The following is a 17,688-nucleotide window of genomic DNA, read 5'->3' as shown; positions in this document are numbered from 1 at the left end:
CACCTCGCGCTGATGTGATTCTCAATGTATCGCAGCGATATAACTCGCGTCTACAGCGGGTGGCAGGTGCCGCGACACGTACCGAACGGGATGACTGTCACACCGACAGCCGTCGGATCGACCACGTACGCTTGAATCCGTGCAACGCCAGATCGTCGACTACGCCCTGCAGAGGAGGTCGCGGCTGTCCGATGTCCACTCCGGACGGACTGCCGTGGCCGATGTCTGTGACGCGAGTCCGTATCTGCTGCGTGCCGCCAAGTTCCACGGACGGCCATCCGCGACGTTGTGCCCGATCTGCCGAAAAGAGCAGGTCACGCTGGTGTCGTGGGTGTTCGGAACCAAACTCGGTCAGGTCTCGGGCTCGGCCCGTACCAACGACGAGATCGCGCGACTGGCGGCCACCGCGGAGGAGTTCTCCGTGCATGTGGTCGAGGTGTGCCGGACGTGCAGTTGGAACCATCTCGTCCAGTCGTACGTTGCGGGTTTGCCGCCGCGTTCCACGCGTACGCGGCGGGTGGCGAAGTAACTGCGGGTGTGGGGGCGCCCGAGATCGGCGACGGCCGCCTCTGGCGGACCGCGCTTCGGCCCTGAAAGATATGGACTTTGCCCGGGTACACCTGTGTGCGCCACAGTGGTGGGCAGGCTCGAATGACGGAGATGGACTGTGAGTAGTGCTGAACTGGACGGTCGTGAGGATCGGGAGGTGAGACGATGAGCGCCCCGCGTGGTACGTCGTCTACCGGTGGTGGGAGCGGACGGCGTCCGTCCCGTCCCCAGTCCGATCAGTCGACCCGTCAGCGCCACAAGTGGGTGGCCTGGGGTCTCGGCATCGTCGGTGGCATCGTTCCCGTCGTCGCCCTCATCGGCATCCTCGCCTTCATGCTCACCTATCTCGGCGCCTCTGTCCCGGCGCCCGGTGACATCAAGCAGAACCAGGTCGCCACGATCATGGCGTCCAACGGCAAGGTGATGGCGCGTGTGGTACCGCCGGAGGGTAACCGCTCCGACGTCAAGATCTCCGACATCCCCAAGTCCGTGCAGGACGCGGTCATCGCCGCGGAGGACCGCGAGTTCAAGAGCAACTCCGGCTTCTCGATCCGCGGCCTGTCTCGTGCCGCGATCGGCCAGGTGACCGGTAACGGCGGACAGGCCGGCGGTGGTTCCACCATCACCCAGCAGTACGTGAAGAACGCCCTCGTCGGCGACGAGCACAGCTACGAGCGGAAGTTCAAGGAACTCGCACTCGCGACCAAGATGTCCAACGAATGGTCCAAGGACGACATCATGGCCGCCTACTTGAACACGATCTACTTCGGGCGCGGTGCCTACGGCGTGTCCGCGGCGGCGCAGGCGTATTTCCGCAAGGACATCACCAAGATCACCACGGCCGAGGCCGCAGTGCTGGCGGCGGCCATCCGGTCTCCCTCGTATTACGACCCCGAGGTCAATCCCGAAGCGGCCGAGGCCCGATGGAACTATGTGCTCGACGGCATGGTCGCCACCAACGCGTTGAAGCCGAGTGAGCGCGCCGCCATGAAGTACCCGAAGGTGCCCAACGCGCGGGCTCAGACCGACGACACCCCGGGTGCGAACGGTCTCATCAAGCGTCAGGTGCTCTCTGAACTCGGCGAACTGGGCATCTCCGAGCAGCAGGTGCGCACCGAGGGCCTCAAGATCACCACGACGATCGATCCGCAGGTGCAACGATCGGTTGTGGCGGCCGCCAACGACACACTCGACGGTGAGCCGAAGAAGATCCGTGACGCGGTCGTGTCGGTCGATCCCCGCACCGGCGGCATCAAGGGCTACTTCGGTGGCAACGACGCCAACGGCTGGGATTACGCACAGGCCGGTCTGCAGACCGGCTCGTCGTTCAAGGTGTTCGCTCTCGTCGCCGCGCTCGAACAGGATATCCCGCTGTCCAAGGTCTACAGCTCGGCACCGTATGACGCGCCCGGCGGTCTCACCGTCGAGAACTCCGACGGCGAGAGCTGCGGTTCCTGCAACCTCGCGACCGCGATGAAGATGTCGCTCAACACCGTGTACTACCGACTGATGATGGATCTGGACGGCCAGGCCAAGGCGGTCGCCGACGCCGCGCACCGGGCCGGTGTCGCGAAGAGCTTCGGCGACATCACCCAGACTCTGCAAGGCAAAGACGGTGGCGTCGAGGGTGGCGTCGTCCTCGGCCAGTACCCGTCGCGGGTGCTCGACATGGCGTCGGCATACGCCACGCTGGCCGCATCAGGCGTCCACCGCGAGCCGTACTTCGTGCAGAAGGTCGAGACCTCGACGGGTGAGGTGTTGTTCGAGAAGCAGGCCAACAAGGGGGAGCGTGTCTTCCCCGCGAAGGTCGCCGACAACGTGACGTCGGCTCTCGAGCCGATCGCGTCCTACTCCAATGGGCACGCGCTGTCGGATTCGTCCCTCGGGTCCCGTCCGTCGGCGTCCAAGACCGGTACCGCCCAGCTCGGTGAGACCGGCCAGAACAAGGACGCCTGGATGGTCGGCTACACGCCGCAGCTGTCCACGGCGGTCTGGGTGGGTACCGACGAAGGCACCGCCCTCACCAATTACAGCGGTTCGTCGGTCTACGGAAGTGGGCTTCCCTCCGATGTCTGGCAGGCGGCGATGAACGGTGCGCTCGAGGGCAAGCCGATCATGCAGTTCCCGGAGCCGGATTCGGTCGGCGGTCAGGCCGGTGTTCCCTACGAGGCGCCCGCCACCACCTACAACAACTCGCCGGACACCGATTCGCGCCGCTATCAGGACCAGGGTCCCTCGCGGCGACTGCCCGGGGACAGCGGTGACGGCAACATCACCCTCGCGCCGGGCGTGACCATCCCGTTGCCCGGCAATGCATCACCGGGAGGTGGCAACTCGGGCAACGGTGATTCCGGCGGCGGCAATGGCAACGGCAACGGTGGGGGCGCCGGCGGTGGCGGCGACACCGGGGGAGGAGACACCGGCGGCGGCGGCGACACCGGTCAGGGTGACGGCGACTACGGCTACACCCCGGAGCCACCGATCGGCTGACGCGGAGGATCGTGGCGAACGAGAGCTCGGACAACACAGATTGGGTGCGGGGTTCCACGATGTCCACCAACAGGTCCGCCGACACCGAGACCTGGGAAGCCCCCGAGACGTTCGCCGACGATCCGCGCGTCGACACCGAACGCGTCGCGCCAAGCCGTACCGATCCGATCGTCGAGGCCGCATCCGACGTCGTCGGCGGTCCGGTCGGTCGCCACGCGGTGATCGGGCGTAGCCGCTACTGGACACCGTTGCGCGTCGTCTTCGCGCTTGCGCTGTGCACGTTGGCCCTCGGCTGGTTCGGCAAGGCAGGCTGCCTGCAACAGGCTCCCGCCGACGCGAACTCCACCGGCTCCTCGATGCGTCTGGACTGGGACGATCAGCGCCAGTACACCAATCTGTGCTACTCGGACGTGATCGGGCTCTTCGGGGCGGAGAAGCTCGACCAGGGTGAGTTCCCCTACTCCACCTACTGGTACGAAGAAGGGCCCGACGGTCAGCAGGGCAAGCGGTACATGGAGTACCCGGTCCTCACCGGCCTGTACATGTACGGCGCTGCGTGGGTGGCCCGGGCATGGGAGTCCGCTCACGAAAAATGGGGTGTCCCAGGCGCACTCGCGGTGGTGCTGTTCTTCGATCTGGTCGCCCTGGGTCTTGCGCTGTTCTGGTTGGTGACGATCTGGGCGACGGCGCTCACCGCCCGCACACGGATCTGGGCGACCTGGATGGCGGCGTTGTCGCCGTTGGTGATCGTGCACATCTTCACGAACTTCGATGCGATCGCGATGGCCATGGTGGCGTTGGCGATCCTGTCCTGGTCGCGCCGAAAACCCTGGCTCGCCGGTGTTTTCATCGGACTCGGAACGGCCGCCAAGCTCTATCCGGTCCTGCTGCTGGTGGTGTTGCTCGTGCTGTGCCTGCGTGCGGGCAAGGTGCGTGAGTTCGTGCAGGCCGCCGCTTGCGCGCTCGGGGTGTGGGTCGCGGTCAACCTGCCGATCCTGATCATGTATCCGCGCGGATGGTGGGAGTTCTTCCGGTACAACGCCGATCGCGCCGCCGAATCCGACAGCCTTTACCGCGTCATCAGTGATGCCGCCGGATTCCGCTGGGATCCCGGGGCGCTCAACGCTCTGTCACTCGCGCTACTCGTCCTCGTCGCGGTCGGTGTCGGGGCGGTGGCACTCACGGCGCCACAGCGGCCACGCGTGGCGCAACTGGCGTTTCTCATGGTGGCCGGGTTCCTGCTGGTGAACAAGGTATGGAGTCCGCAGTACTCGCTGTGGCTGGTTCCGCTCGCGGTCTTGGCCATTCCGCACACGCGATTGTTGTTCGCGTGGATGGTGATCGACGCGCTGGTGTGGATTCCGCGGATGTCGCTCTATCTCGATCCGGAAAGACGATGGCTGCCCGACCAGTGGTTCACCGCGATCATCGTGGTACGCGCCCTGATGGTCATCGCGTTGTGCGTGGTGGTGCTCTGGCAGATCTGGAATCCCGCCGACGACCTCATCCGGCGTGGGTCGCGCGCTCGGGGAGACGTGTTCCTCGACGACCCGGCCGGCGGCGTTCTCGACGGCGCACCCGACCGTCTTGCCTATCCCGCCGGTCGCCGCACCTCCCGCCCCCTCGCGACAGCAACCGCTTTCACGCCGACAGCAACCGCTTTCACGCCGACAGCAACCACATCCGCGCCGACAGCAACCGCATCCAACCCGCGTCCACCGCTGGAGTAGCCACCTCTCGAGTAGCCCACCGCGCGTCGCACCGACGGCCTCCACGTGCGCTCGGAGTCGACGCCGGGGAGAGGCGTGGAGTGATCGATGTCCGCGGCCGCGTCGGCGTCGACGACGCGCGCGATGCGGGCGAGGTCGCCGAGTTGGTCAGGCCGCGTCGACGATCGAGACGCGCGCCCCGACGATGCGCTACGGGCTGTTCGAGATCCGCTCCGACAGAAGTTCTTTCGCCGCAGGCCAGTCATCGTCGGTCATCGCGTACAGCGCGGTGGTGCGCCAGCCGCCCCGATGCCGCCGATGCTTGTGCAGCAATCCCTCGAAACTCGCCCCCAGCTTGGCGATCGCGGCCCGTGACCGCGCATTCTGCTCATGGGTGTGCCACACCAGGCGCACTGCTTCGCACTCCTCGAACGCATGTCGCATCAGCAGGAACTTCGCCGTCGGGTTGACGATCGTGCCCTGGGCGGACTCCGTATAGAACGTGTAACCGATTGCGGTGCTGAGATTCTCGGGATCGATCTCGTAGTAACTGGTGGACCCGACGAGCCGGCCGTCGTCGACGACGGCGAAGGCGACGCGGCTCGACGGGTCGGCGAGAGCTGTCTCGATCCACGCACGACTCGACCGCACGTCGGTCGGTACCCCAGATGTCCAGCGGAATCGTTCGGGATCGCCGACGACCCGGGCCAGCGCGTCGGCGTCGTCGGGAGTGAAGGGCCGCAACGTGATCCGACCGTGAGTGAGCGGTCCGGTACCCAGCCACGCGCTCACGACAGGACGGGAACCGGGTCGGGTTCGGCGGTCCGTGGTCGACGGCCGAAGGACGCCAACGGTTCTCGCAGTGGAGCGCGCACGAACGCGACGATCAGGTACGCGAGTAGGACGGCGTGCACCCACACCCCGACGTTGACCCCGGTGATGACCCACCACTTCATCGGAGAGCCCGATGTGTAGATGCCGAACAGCCGGAAGATCGTGGTGTCCAGGATGAAGTCGGCGATCAGGTAGGCGGCGATCACCGGCCACCGGATCTTGAGCAGCACGAAGAACGGCAGGATCCACAGCGTGTACTGCGGCGAGTGCACCTTGTGGAAGAGCATGAATCCCGCCAACATCGATGCGGCCACGCCGATCCACGGGTAGATGCCGTCACGCTGGTAGACGCGCCATCCCAGATACACGGCGACCGCGAAGGCGGCGACGATCAGGATCGGTGACAGCAGACCCACCAGCGAGTTGTAGGTGTCGTTCTGTCCGCCGGTGAGATGTCGCAGACCCCAGTACCAGATGGAATTGGTGTCCACATCGGACTTGCGTTTGCCCTGGAACGACAGCGCGGCCTTCCACCCCTCGAAACCGAGCACCATGAACGGCAGCTGGACGGCGATCACGGTCAGCGTGGCGGCCGCCGCCACCCAGATCGCACCCACCCAGTCGAGCGGTCCGCGACCGTCCGTCCGGTCGGATCGTCCGGCGGAGCGGACCAGGTCGCCGAGGGAGCCCTGGCCGTCGGCGCCGCGGGTGAGCACATAGACGGCGAGGGGGAGCACGAAGAATCCGGGGTAGAGCTTCAGGCAGAATCCGATGGCCAGCAGGATGGCCGCCAGGATCGCGGCGGTCCGCAGCCGCAGACGTGGCTCACCGGTTCGCGGACTGGTGGTGGCGCCCCACGCCATCACGGCGACCGCACCGACGGTGGTCGCGACGACCGGCAGCTCCCAGTTGTGGAACGCGTAGAGCACCAGCGGCGGGGTGGCAGCCCACCACAGCACATGCCACCGGGTCATCAACGCCAGCATCACCGTGATCGCCAAGCCGAACGGAACCAGCAACCACACCGAATGTCGGAAGAATTCGGTGTCGGTGTGCGCGCCGATCGCGCCGAGCCACATGAACATGCCCGAGAGGACCGGGTATTCGACGACGCCGCCGAACAATTGGCCGTCGGGCGTGATGCCACCGTGGATGTACGGGAAGACATGGTTGTTGATGTCTCGTCCGACCCACAGGTACATGAGATCCGAGTAGCAGGGGATCACGGCGTTCGGGTCGCCCACCGGCCAGTGTTTGCTGCGGCCGTCCGGGAAGAACGGTGGCCCGCCGCACGCGACCTTCGCCTGATACGACCAGAGCATCGTCAGACACGTGGTGAGCATGGAGACCAGCACGATCAGCGCCGTTGAGCCACGCCCGGTGAGGACAGCGGTGAGGCGCGATGCCCTCGACGGTTGCGCGGGGAGGGCGTCGGACATGGCCTACAGACTAGGTGGTCGCGCGTCGGACTCCCGAATCGAAGTCCGGATCGACGTCTGCCGAACGCGGTTCCGATCCGACCACACGCCGCCCGGGATGGACTCGGTGGCCGACGAGTCGTGCCGTCAACTCCGGCCGCATCCTCGCCCCGGGCAGCGACGACAAGCGCCCGACGAGCCGTCGGATACGCCGATTTCGCTGGTCAGGGATTCGTCGTGTATCTTGGACGGGTTGCCGACGCAGGCGACCCTCCTGCCACGGACAGTCCGTGGCCGACCTAGCCCATAGGAGGTGATGTGGTCTTATGCGTCACTACGAATTGATGGTCATCCTCGATCCGAATCTGGACGAGCGCACCGTCGCCCCCTCACTGGATACTTTCCTCAACGTTGTTCGCAACGATGGCGGCAAGGTGGACGGTGTCGACATCTGGGGCAAGCGCCGCCTCGCTTACGAGATCGCCAAGCACAATGAGGGCATCTATGCCGTCATCGATCTCGATGCCGAGCCCAAGACGGTCTCTGAGCTGGATCGCCAGCTCAAGCTGAACGAGTCCGTGCTGCGCACCAAGGTCCTGCGGAAGTAATCCACAGGATTCCTCGATCGACATCGATCACGTCGGTACCGGGCCATAGGGTTGACCCAGAGTCCCGGTGCACGTCGATCAGCGAGTGCCCAACCACGACCTAGGGGAGACACATGGCGAACGACACGGTCATCACCGTCATCGGCAACCTGACCGCTGACCCGGAACTCCGGTTCACACCGTCGGGAGCCGCGGTGGCCAACTTCACGGTGGCCTCCACGCCGCGCACCTTCGATCGTCAGACCAACGAGTGGAAGGACGGCGAAGCGCTGTTCCTCCGCTGCAACATCTGGCGCGATGCGGCCGAGAACGTGACCGAGAGCCTGACCAAGGGAACCCGGGTCGTCGTGCAGGGACGCCTCAAGCAGCGGTCTTTCGAGACCCGCGAGGGCGAGAAGCGCACTGTGGTGGAACTCGAGGTCGATGAGATCGGCCCCTCGCTGCGATACGCAACCGCCAAGGTCAACAAGGCCTCGCGTGGCGGTGGCGGTGGATTCTCCGGCGGCGGCGGCAGCCGCAGCGGCGGCGGATCCAACCAGCAGGTCGCCGACGATCCGTGGGGTAGCGCCCCTGCGAGCGGGTCGTTCGGTGGGGCCGACGACGAACCACCTTTCTGACAACACACTGGAGTACCAATGGCAAAAACAAAAAGCACGCGGAAGCCGCGCGTCGAGAAGGTCACCAAGACCAAGGCGTGCAGCTTCTGCAAAGACAAGAAGGCCGTCATCGACTACAAGGACACCGCGCTGCTGCGTCGTTTCCTGTCGGACCGCGGCAAGATCCGTTCGCGTCGGGTCACCGGCAACTGCGTCCAGCACCAGCGCGACGTCGCTGTGGCCGTGAAGAACTCGCGTGAGGTGGCCCTGCTGCCCTTCACCTCGACCGGTCGCTGAGCGGAAGGGAGCTGACATGAAACTCATCCTCACCGCTGCCGTGGAGAACCTCGGCGAAGCAGGCGACACCGTAGAGGTCAAGGACGGTTACGGCCGTAACTACCTGCTGCCCCGCGGTCTGGCCATCAAGGCCACCCGCGGCGCGCAGAAGCAGGTCGAGGACATCCGTCGCGTCCAGGCCGCTCGCGAGGTTCGTGGCGTCGAGCACGCCAACGAGCTCAAGCAGGCCCTGGAAGCACTGTCCGACATCTCGCTCGGGGTCAAGACACACGACTCGGGCAAGCTGTTCGGCTCGGTCACCGCGGCTGACGTCGCCGGCGCCATCAAGTCGGCAGGCGGACCCGCCGTCGACAAGCGCTCGGTCGAGCTGCCCAAGGGACACATCAAGGCCACCGGCAACTACCCGGTCGTCGTGAAGTTGCACCCGGAGGTGCAGGCCACGGTCGAACTGGCCGTCGTCGCCGGCTGATACAGCCCACTCGGTCACAGGGGCCGGGCGATCCTCGTGATCGCCCGGCCCCTGTCGCTGTTCGTGGGGCCGACGAGTAGTGGTCGTGGCGCATTCGGGCGTCGATCGCCCAGAAGTGGAGTAGTCCGCTACGCATCCCGATCCGCCCCCGCGCTCGTACGGTCGAAGTAACGAGTTCGACGGCACACCGATGTACAGGTAAGGAATCGCCGACAGCGAGACGTCGGCCGCCGACCGAACTCGCCGAACCGAACGACGTACGCCCACCAGAGGAGGAGGCCGATATGTCCGCCGCCACCATCATGCTGGTCACCGTCGTCGCGGGGGTGAGCCTCGGAGGCTTGTTCACACTGTCGCGTGAGCATCGGCCGGGTGGCCTCGGACTCCGTCCTTCTCGACGTGATCACCAGCGACGGCCCAGTGTCACACCGGTCGCCGTTCGCAGCGCCGACGACGTGCGGCCGGCCACCCCATCGGACGTGTTGCCCGCTTCGTCTGCGCCCACGCGACCGTGGATCGTCGATTTCGCCGCCCAGATGAAATCGATCGGCTGACGCCTGATCGATCGGCGAACGCCCGATTAGGACAGCGCCTCGGCACTCACTTCGGAGCAGATGGCTGCGCCGGAAGCTGATTCCAATACTGCAGTCGGGCAGGAAGATACCGAGGTGACGGATTCGGACTGTGTGCGGTGTCGCCGCTCGGGAAGAAGAACTTGTGCCACGCGGGCGTGAGGATCATTGCGCGCGCCCCGGTCCGGCAGGCGACGACATCCGGCCGAGGTGCGGTGCACGTGACACCGGCGACCGTGACGCGCTGACCGACCGGCAAGGTAGGGGCACGGAATCCCGATGGCGCGGCGAACCGGTAGTTCGACCAGTCCGGTACCCACCACGGGCCCTGCTGGTTCCCGGAGATGGCGGCACCGCGCGCGGTCGGAGGTGCCGTCGCCGGACGGCCCTGGCAGCCGACATAGCGATAACCGGGGCCGATCCGGCACAACCATCGGCCGGCGCGCAGGAAGGCCCCACCGTTGTCGCTGTACGCGAGGGCGCGGAACTGTGTGGGATTCGCCGGTTGGTAGCGGCTGAGGTCGAACTCGGCAGGCAATCCAGGGCCGGCGGCCGGCGCCGCCTCCGCGATGACCGCGGGACCCGCCAGCAGGCCGAGCATGGTGGCCGCCGTGACGAAGGCCTGCCGACCCCAGCGAGCATCGCGGCGCGACCGTCGGATCGATGAGAACCTCCCCACGGCGATCATTGGATCACAGCGTCCCGACGGCGAGGTCGGAAACCGGGAAGAAAACCCCGAACCCGTGTCCCGTAGCAGGGTGCCGTCTGCGCGACCCGGGCGAAGTCGTCACGTGTTACCCGCGTCACACTGTTTGTTTACCGAGTTGTTGATCCCACATCGCGGATCGTTGACCTGCAACACGCCGAAAGCCCTGTCACGCGTGACACGCCGAAGGAATTTCTTCGTCTTCCTGTGGAAAATGATTTACCCTCTGACCTGCGCAAAGTTAATTGCTCACAGAACAATTCCCCACTTTCTGCACAGACCCTGCACAATCCTCCCGACGGCGTCCACAGTCGGTCCACAGTTTGCTGACAGGTTTGTCCACATGTCGGTTTGAACGGTGTGCGCGGCTCCGCCTAGTGTGCTCCGACAGTGCTTCTTTGAGATACCGAAGGTGCTCGGCGGCGTTCTGTCGGTGCATATCGCTATCAAGGAATCACGACAGACGTCGACGGCGGGGAAGTCGCCGACGCCACAGAGAGTCGGACCCACTCGAGGTGAGAGTGGTGCAAGTACTGCGAGAGGTTTGACACGCGTGGCAGTTGTCGATGACCGCGGGCATGAGCCGGGGCACCTGGAATCGGTGCCCGGTCGTGCCGGACGGGGACGGACCGACGACGGCGTGCCGACCGAGGATTTCGGTCGGCAGCCGCCGCAGGACATGGCCGCCGAGCAGTCGGTGCTCGGTGGCATGTTGCTGTCGAAGGACGCGATCGCCGACGTGGTCGAGAAACTTCGGTCCGGCGATTTCTACCGTCCCGCGCATCAGGCCGTCTACGAAGCGGTCCTGGAGCTCTACGGCAAGGGCGAGCCCGCGGATGCGGTGACGGTCGCGGCCGAACTGGAGCGAGCCGGTGAACTCCGGCGCGTCGGCGGTGCGCCCTATCTGCACACCCTGATCTCCACGGTGCCCACGGCGGCCAACGCCGGCTACTACGCGGAGATCGTGGCCGAGAAGGCGATCCTGCGTCGCCTCGTGGAGGCCGGGACCCGCATCGTGCAGTTCGGGTATGCAGGCGCAGACGGCCAGGATGTGGCCGAGGTCGTCGACCGGGCGCAGGCCGAGGTGTACGAGGTCACCGAACGTCGTACCGCCGAGGATTACGTGCCGCTCGAGGAGCTGCTCCAGCCCACGATGGACGAGATCGACTCGATCGCGTCGCGTGGCGGGATCTCTCTCGGAGTGCCCACCGGATTCGCCGACCTCGACAAGATCACCAACGGTCTGCATCCGGGCCAGATGATCATCGTGGCCGCCCGGCCGGGTGTGGGCAAGGCGTTGGCACTGGACACCCCGCTGCCCACCCCGTCCGGGTGGACGACGATGGGTACCGTCGCCGTCGGCGACCTGCTGCTCGATGCGCAGGGCACGCCAACTCGGGTGGTCGCCGCCACCGACGTGATGACCGAACGTCCTTGCTACGAAGTCGAATTCAACGACGGTACGGTCCTCGTCGCCGACGGCGAGCACCAGTGGGTCGCCGACATCGACGGCAAGCGTCAGACCGTCACCACCGAGGTGATGCGCGCGCACATCGGATGCGCGGTGGTGCGCAACACCCGGCCCTTGGACCTGCCGCGCAAGCGGTTCGCCTACGGCCCGTACACGGTCGCGGCGCTGGCCGGGATGGCGTTCGACGATCCCGAGATCGGTATGCGTATCGATGCCGAGGGGCCCGTCGATGTCATGACCTTGATGGCAGACCTGGGCGGACGTATCCCGCTCGAATATCTTCGGGGGTCGATCGCGCAGCGTCGAGCATTGCTCGCGGGGTTGCTCGACGCGCGTGCCACGGTTGACGACGACGGCTGGATCACTGTGCCCGCGGCGACGCGACACATGACCGCCGTCGTCGCCGACCTGGTGGCCGGCCTCGGTTACAACTACAAGCGTTCGGCCACCGGGTGGCTGCGCGTGGACGCCGACGACGACGTGTTCACCGTGCATCACAAAGCCATCCGGCACAAGGAACTTCGCCGTCGCGCGGGTGTGCGTCGCCTGGTCGACGTGCGTCCCGTCGACACCGTGCCGGTGCGCTGCGTGCAGGTCGACAACGACGAGCAGATGTACCTCGCCGGCGAGGCGATGGTGCCCACGCACAACTCGACGCTCGCCATGGACTTCCTGCGGTCGTGCTCGATCGGTCACCAGTTGACCAGCGCGATGTTCTCGCTGGAGATGAGCAAGACTGAGATCGTGATGCGTCTGCTGTCGGCGGAGGCAAAGGTCAAGCTCGGCGACATGCGTGGTGGCACCATGACCGACGACGACTGGACCCGGCTGGCCCGACGTATGGGTGAGATCTCCGAGGCGCCGATCTACATCGACGACTCGCCCAACCTCACCATGATGGAGATCCGCGCCAAGGCCCGACGGCTCAAACAACGCAACGATCTGAAACTCGTTGTGGTGGACTACATGCAGCTGATGACTTCGGGCAAGAAGGTCGAGTCCCGACAGCAGGAGGTCTCCGAGTTCTCCCGACAGCTGAAGCTGCTGGCCAAGGAACTCGAGGTTCCGGTGGTCGCGATCAGCCAGCTGAACCGTGGTCCCGAGCAGCGCACCGACAAGAAGCCCCAGGTGTCGGATCTCCGCGAGTCGGGATCGCTCGAGCAGGACGCCGACATGGTCATCTTGCTGCACCGCCCAGACGCTTTCGAGCGTGACGACCCACGCGCCGGTGAAGCCGACATCATCCTCGGCAAGCACCGCAACGGGCCTACCGCGACGATCACCGTTGCGCACCAACTGCATCTGTCGAAGTTCGTGGACATGGCGCGCGGATAGTCGGCGCCTGTTATCTGCCTTCGACCGTGATCGCGTGACTGTGAGTTCGAATGACTGAATCCGGCAGCTGGTCGACCGAGTTCGTCGACAGAGCCGCACGACGTGCGCAGACTCCGGACCCGCACTGGTCCGGAGGGAGCCGACTCGATCCGGCTGTGGTGCGGAGCGTACAGAAGTTCCAGGTGGGAGAGAGCGGTGACGGAATCCATCTGATCGCCAACGCCGCTGCCGCGGACGACCGCGATTACGAGGCGGCGGTGCGGCTCTTCGTCGCCGAGGAGCAGAATCACGCGCGCATGCTGGAGTTGCTGCTGCGGGCGGCCGGAGCCCCGACGAAACGATGGCATTGGTCCGACAGTGTCTTCGTACGGGTGCGGCGGCTGATGGGTCTTCGGCTCGAGCTGATGGTGTTGACGATCGCGGAAGTCGTTGCGCTGCGCTATTATCGCGCGCTTGCCGAGGGCGGGCAGGATCCGCTGCTCGCCGACGTGGCAGAACGGATTCTCGATGATGAGCGCCATCACGTGCCGTTCCAATGCCGTCGTCTGCGTGTCGGTTTCGAGAGGACCGCCGCGCCGTGGCGCGTCGTGATCAAGCACCTGTGGCGGGCGACCGCGGCGACCGTGATCGCGGTGGTCGCCGTCGATCACGGTCAGGCGTTGCGTGTGTGCGGGGTGTCGCGACGCAGGTTCGTCAGGGAGACCATCCAGATTTTCGTCGATACATCGGCAACGGTGTTCGCACCGGCGTCGGTCAGCCCGGGAGATCCGAAGACGCGCTGATGTCGTGCGCGAAGGCCGAAGCCACTGACCTCGGAGTGACTTCACACCCGCGCCGCCGCAGACGGGAAAGTCGTGACCGAGTACCCCACGAATCGTGTGGCACTGCAAGCTCGTGAAGATTTCCAGAGGCTCTGCCTCGAACTGAACGCGGGAGCCAAGTGATGGCACGCAAGAACGGTGGGCGAGTAGACCTCAGCTCACTGGCCGGCTCTGTCGGTGAGCATTCCAGCGTGGACCCGACCGCTGGTATTGATGGGATCTACCGCGCGAACGTACGGATCGCCGAACTAGCCCCGAACCCGCGCAACCCCCGAGCATCCCTCGGAGACCTCGAAGACCTGGCCAGCATCCGCGAGCGCCAGCTGCAGCCGACGACAACGATCTCGCGCACCGCATGGCTGCGGCTGTACCCCGATGACGCAGACGCCATTGGAGATGCGCTCTACGTCGTCGTCAATGGATGTCGGCGCCTCGCTGCCGCCGAGAAGTACGGACGCGAGTCACTGGACATGGTGATCCGCGACGGTCTCGCCTCCGACAAAGCGACTCTGCTGTGGGCGTCGATCGCCGAGAACCTGGAACGGCAAGACTTCGATGTCATCGAGGAAGCACGCGCGGTCGAGGCGATGGTCGCAGAACTCGGCAACGCCCGCGCTGCCGCCCAGCGACTGAACAAGACTGACGGCTGGGTCTCCCAACGCCGCGCGCTTCTGCACCTGGACCCACAGCTGCAAGAGAAGCTGCGCAACGGCGAGTTGGCGGTCCGGCACGCTCGTTCACTGGCCAAAGTTCCCCGCGAAGAACAAGTCGCCGCATGGCAAGCCGCGAACGAGAAACAGGGGAGCGAGGCGGATTCAGCGGAGTCGAAAAAGTCCCGCTCTGAACGCGAGCCAGTCAACGCGTCCGTCGCGGTAGTACGTGCGCTCCGACGCTACAAGGCCGAGCCGGGCAGTGTGGCAACAGCGATCCGCGAGATCTGGAGCCCGGATGACATCGACAACCTCATCGGTCAACTTCGCAACGGCGAGTGACCGTGCGGGAGGGTGGCGGTTTTTACCGCGGTAAAAACCGCCACCCTCCCCGGGGGCGCCCCATGACGAGCGGGTTCGTCACAGTGACGGAATGACCTGCGGGCGTGAACCCCAGGCACGTCGCCACGATTGCGTATGAACACGAAAGGGGAGTCCAATGACACCCACACGGGCTGCCGCTGACGATCACGCCATGATCGTCACCTCGGCAAAGGTGTTGTCCCCCTCGGGATTTGTGTTGGTGGATAAGCCTGTCGATTCGGTCGACAAGTTGTTGAAGGTATTGGAGTGGCGTCAGCGGCAGCGTCCGCTGACGCCAGCGGGCCTGCCGGCGCAGGTATGGGTGCTAGATGCCGCGTGTGTGGCGCTGGGGTGGGGGCCTGATGACATCGATCCGGGTGACGAAGCCGACTACAGCGACGAGGAACTGAGACAGGGGAGGATGCGCACAGATCTCATCGCCCGTCTCGACGACGCCACTCGCACCCTGCTCACTCCTCACCTCGCACCCGATGGACGTGATGGATGGCATCTATATCAGCCGGGCACAGAGATCGGCCACCGGCTGCATCTGTCACATACTGTGGGGCGCCGCAAGTTCATGGTCGACGTGATCCTGGAACCCTGGGCCATGGAGACCCGCCGCAGTGGCCACGACCGGCTGGGCATTCTCGGTTCGGAGAGCGACGGCACACTGATCGACTTCGACGACGAGATGGACACCGCCCGCGAGATGGCCCGCCGCCTGTCCTGGCACGTCGAGCACCTGGGCGTGCTCCCCGGGATCACCTCGGCACGTACCGGTGCCGTAATACTTGACCAGATCTTCCGGGACCGCCGTAAGACGGGCAAAGGCGTCGTCATCGATACCCCGGTGGCAGTTCCCGCCCTCGACGGGGCCGATCACGAGGACCTCGAGCCATTTCTCACATGGGTGCGGGAGTGGATTGAGACCGAGGAGATCGAGAACGCCGACGAACTGATCACGATCGATCAACGCGCGTCATATCTGGCCAGCGCCGGAATGATCGACCTCGGCTACGGCGACGTCGTCCATCATGCCGGCGACAACGCAGACCAGTTAGCCCACACCAGCAACAAACTGCCCTTCGGGGTGTGGCAGGTGACCTTGCCCGCCGCCGACACTCTCACCCTGCCGACACGGCTACCGTTGCCACATCCGCACATGCGTCCCGACCGGCCCGTAACCCTGTGGGTCACGACCGAGACGATCAATAGCTTGTGCGCGCCGATCGCCGACGGGGGAGCAGGCCTCGACTTGGCCGACCTCGCGATCGCGGAAGCATGGACCACCACCGATCAAGGCGTAGTCCTCAAGCGGTGGAAAGAGATCCTGACTACCGCCCGCAAAGCGGCCGCCGAGACTGCCGATCCGATCCTCAAAGCCCTGGTCTCTGACATCTACAAGGGCTATCTGGGTCGCATTGCCGGCGACAAGAACTGGGATAGCCATATGCGCCATCACTATCAGCCGATCTGGGCGGCCGCCATCAAGTCTCACGCGCGACACCGCTCCCGTGTGAAGGCGATGAAGATCGCCGCCGAGCACGATCTATGGCCGATCATGGGCCTCACCGACGCCTGGACCTACCTCGTCCCAGCCGGGATCAATCTGTCTGACGACTCGCCGAATCTGGGCAAATTCGTGGTCGAGAAACGTCGCAGCATCACCGCTGACGACCACCAGGTGATGTTGGATCTACTCTCAGCTGCCAGCCCCGGGGAGGTCCGCCGCGCAGTCAACAACGCCTACACCACAGCAGGACTGGCCGCTGACGGCGACGACGAGTCCAGCGACCCGCAGGACGCCGCGAGCGATGTTTCGGAGGAGGTGGCTGGCTGATGGCGCAATTCCGGGCACGCCGCCACACTCGCCGGGACGAGCCGGTCGCGACCACCAGCGTCGCGACCGGAACTCGGCAGGTGTCGGTAGCCTCAGGTACCGCTCGTGACCTCGCCCGGTCCGACACCGGGCTGGTAGGGGAACAGACCTCTCGAAACCATCTCGCCACCGTTGGTTACCAGGGGGTGCGCAAAGCCGCCGCCGACGCCGGCCGCACCCCGCCCTCGCCACGGACCTTCCGGCGCTGGAAACAGCACAACCGCATCCCCGATGACCGGGTCGCCGATCTGGTGGCCCGCCGCGCCGAGATCACCCGCCTCGGGGGCGTCGATGGCGCCGCCGCCCAACTCGGCCGCTCACCGAGCGCGGTCTATGACTGGCAAGCCGGTCGCACCAAAAGCCTGCGCCGCGACGCTCAAGGGCGCCTCGTCGACGCCCAGGCGGCACAGCGGTTGCGCGACAGCGGAATCGACACCACCCAGATGCGGCCGATCATCACGTTCACCGCCGATGTGCATGCCCGCACCGACGGCGGCAACTACGACTACCGCATGTCCAAGACGTTTGAGTTCGGCGGGTCCCAGGGCCTCGACCACACTCCGATGGACCCCGATCAGCGACGCGCTCTCGGTGACGCGTTGGCCCGCAACGATCACGCCCGCGCGACCGCCATCCTCGAAGAACACGCCTCAGTCAACTTCGCTGCCTTTGACGCCTTCGACGACGCCACCGGATTCCACTTCGACGCCATCACTGACTTCCACATCCACTGGGAGTAGCGGCCACTTGGCGCTGAACATGGCCCAATCTTGCTGTGCTGGTAGAGACAGCCCAAGTTCAGGGTGACACTGCGCTTAGAAGGGCCAGCCAAACTAATCGTCGCTGGTCCGCGGGTGGGGTTCACCCCGTTTGGTGGACATCGGTTAAGCGGCCTGGTTGACCGTTTGGTGAATCATG

Annotated in this window: 16 protein-coding genes and 1 pseudogene; 14 read left to right on the top strand and 3 right to left on the bottom strand. The window is 65.5% G+C overall.

The window, feature by feature from the left end:
* Positions 1 to 139: 139 nt before the first annotated feature.
* The 3 genes from AAFP35_RS16630 to AAFP35_RS16620 all read left to right on the top strand — a co-directional run bounded on the left by AAFP35_RS16630 (position 140) and on the right by AAFP35_RS16620 (position 4,769).
* Positions 140 to 529 carry a DUF5318 family protein gene (locus AAFP35_RS16630; protein ID WP_419222745.1) on the top strand — a complete coding sequence of 130 codons (390 nt, stop codon included), beginning with the start codon at positions 140 to 142 and terminating at the stop codon, positions 527 to 529.
* Between the two features lie 185 nt (positions 530 to 714).
* Positions 715 to 3,039 (top strand): transglycosylase domain-containing protein, encoded by a 2,325-nt coding sequence (locus AAFP35_RS16625; protein WP_419222744.1) that lies wholly within the window; start codon positions 715 to 717, stop codon positions 3,037 to 3,039.
* Positions 3,040 to 3,098: 59 nt separating this feature from the next.
* Positions 3,099 to 4,769: a glycosyltransferase family 87 protein gene (locus AAFP35_RS16620; RefSeq protein WP_419222743.1), complete on the top strand. Its 1,671-nt coding sequence runs from the start codon at positions 3,099 to 3,101 to the stop codon at positions 4,767 to 4,769.
* A gap of 189 nt (positions 4,770 to 4,958) precedes the next feature.
* Here the strand turns inward: AAFP35_RS16620 and AAFP35_RS16615 are convergent, their stop codons facing one another.
* Together AAFP35_RS16615 and AAFP35_RS16610 are read right to left on the bottom strand one after the other, a co-directional pair.
* On the bottom strand, positions 4,959 to 5,540 hold the full coding sequence (locus AAFP35_RS16615) for a GNAT family N-acetyltransferase (protein ID WP_419222742.1): 582 nt from the start codon (positions 5,538 to 5,540) through the stop codon (positions 4,959 to 4,961).
* Positions 5,537 to 7,021, bottom strand: a complete 1,485-nt coding sequence (locus tag AAFP35_RS16610; RefSeq protein ID WP_419222741.1) for a hypothetical protein — start codon at positions 7,019 to 7,021, stop codon at positions 5,537 to 5,539. The genes AAFP35_RS16615 and AAFP35_RS16610 overlap by 4 nt, the downstream gene beginning before the upstream one ends.
* A gap of 305 nt (positions 7,022 to 7,326) precedes the next feature.
* Here AAFP35_RS16610 and rpsF point away from each other — a divergent pair, with 305 nt between their 5' ends.
* The 5 genes from rpsF to AAFP35_RS16585 all read left to right on the top strand — a co-directional run bounded on the left by rpsF (position 7,327) and on the right by AAFP35_RS16585 (position 9,524).
* The gene (gene rpsF / locus AAFP35_RS16605; RefSeq protein WP_419222740.1) at positions 7,327 to 7,608 is read left to right on the top strand and encodes a 30S ribosomal protein S6; all 282 of its coding nucleotides are present in this window, start codon (positions 7,327 to 7,329) and stop codon (positions 7,606 to 7,608) included.
* 113 nt (positions 7,609 to 7,721) lie between these two features.
* Positions 7,722 to 8,225, top strand: coding sequence for a single-stranded DNA-binding protein (locus tag AAFP35_RS16600; protein ID WP_419222739.1), 504 nt, complete (start codon positions 7,722 to 7,724; stop codon positions 8,223 to 8,225).
* Between the two features lie 18 nt (positions 8,226 to 8,243).
* Entirely contained in the window at positions 8,244 to 8,501 is a 258-nt protein-coding gene (gene rpsR, locus AAFP35_RS16595; protein WP_419222738.1) for a 30S ribosomal protein S18, read from the top strand.
* 16 nt (positions 8,502 to 8,517) lie between these two features.
* Complete coding sequence (rplI, locus tag AAFP35_RS16590; protein WP_419222737.1) at positions 8,518 to 8,970, top strand: 50S ribosomal protein L9; 453 nt, start codon at positions 8,518 to 8,520, stop codon at positions 8,968 to 8,970.
* A 284-nt stretch (positions 8,971 to 9,254) separates the two neighbouring features.
* Positions 9,255 to 9,524 carry a hypothetical protein gene (locus AAFP35_RS16585; RefSeq protein ID WP_419222736.1) on the top strand — a complete coding sequence of 90 codons (270 nt, stop codon included), beginning with the start codon at positions 9,255 to 9,257 and terminating at the stop codon, positions 9,522 to 9,524.
* Between the two features lie 46 nt (positions 9,525 to 9,570).
* Here AAFP35_RS16585 and AAFP35_RS16580 read toward each other — a convergent pair whose 3' ends face one another.
* Positions 9,571 to 10,143, bottom strand: coding sequence for a hypothetical protein (locus AAFP35_RS16580; protein WP_419222907.1), 573 nt, complete (start codon positions 10,141 to 10,143; stop codon positions 9,571 to 9,573).
* Between the two features lie 658 nt (positions 10,144 to 10,801).
* On the opposite strand from AAFP35_RS16580, the gene dnaB reads away from it, so the two are divergent.
* The 6 genes and pseudogenes from dnaB to AAFP35_RS16550 all read left to right on the top strand — a co-directional run bounded on the left by dnaB (position 10,802) and on the right by AAFP35_RS16550 (position 17,510).
* Entirely contained in the window at positions 10,802 to 13,054 is a 2,253-nt protein-coding gene (gene dnaB, locus AAFP35_RS16575; protein ID WP_419222735.1) for a replicative DNA helicase, read from the top strand.
* A 50-nt stretch (positions 13,055 to 13,104) separates the two neighbouring features.
* Positions 13,105 to 13,836, top strand: coding sequence for a ferritin-like domain-containing protein (locus tag AAFP35_RS16570; RefSeq protein WP_419222734.1), 732 nt, complete (start codon positions 13,105 to 13,107; stop codon positions 13,834 to 13,836).
* Between the two features lie 39 nt (positions 13,837 to 13,875).
* Positions 13,876 to 13,998, top strand: a pseudogene (locus AAFP35_RS16565) (ParA family protein); the annotation flags it as partial.
* On the top strand, positions 13,998 to 14,867 hold the full coding sequence (locus tag AAFP35_RS16560) for a ParB/RepB/Spo0J family partition protein (RefSeq protein ID WP_419222733.1): 870 nt from the start codon (positions 13,998 to 14,000) through the stop codon (positions 14,865 to 14,867). The pseudogene AAFP35_RS16565 and the gene AAFP35_RS16560, both read left to right, overlap by 1 nt.
* Positions 14,868 to 15,060: 193 nt before the next feature.
* Positions 15,061 to 16,731, top strand: a complete 1,671-nt coding sequence (locus AAFP35_RS16555) for a hypothetical protein (RefSeq protein ID WP_419222732.1) — start codon at positions 15,061 to 15,063, stop codon at positions 16,729 to 16,731.
* Positions 16,731 to 17,510, top strand: a complete 780-nt coding sequence (locus AAFP35_RS16550) for a hypothetical protein (RefSeq protein ID WP_419222731.1) — start codon at positions 16,731 to 16,733, stop codon at positions 17,508 to 17,510. The genes AAFP35_RS16555 and AAFP35_RS16550 overlap by 1 nt, the downstream gene beginning before the upstream one ends.
* The last annotated feature ends 178 nt before the right edge of the window (positions 17,511 to 17,688 follow it).

It is taken from the genome of Gordonia sp. CPCC 206044, assembly GCF_048537895.1.
Lineage (GTDB): Bacteria > Actinomycetota > Actinomycetes > Mycobacteriales > Mycobacteriaceae > Gordonia.
Note: the sequence above shows the minus strand (reverse complement) of the source record. Positions and strands in the feature narration are given on the sequence as shown.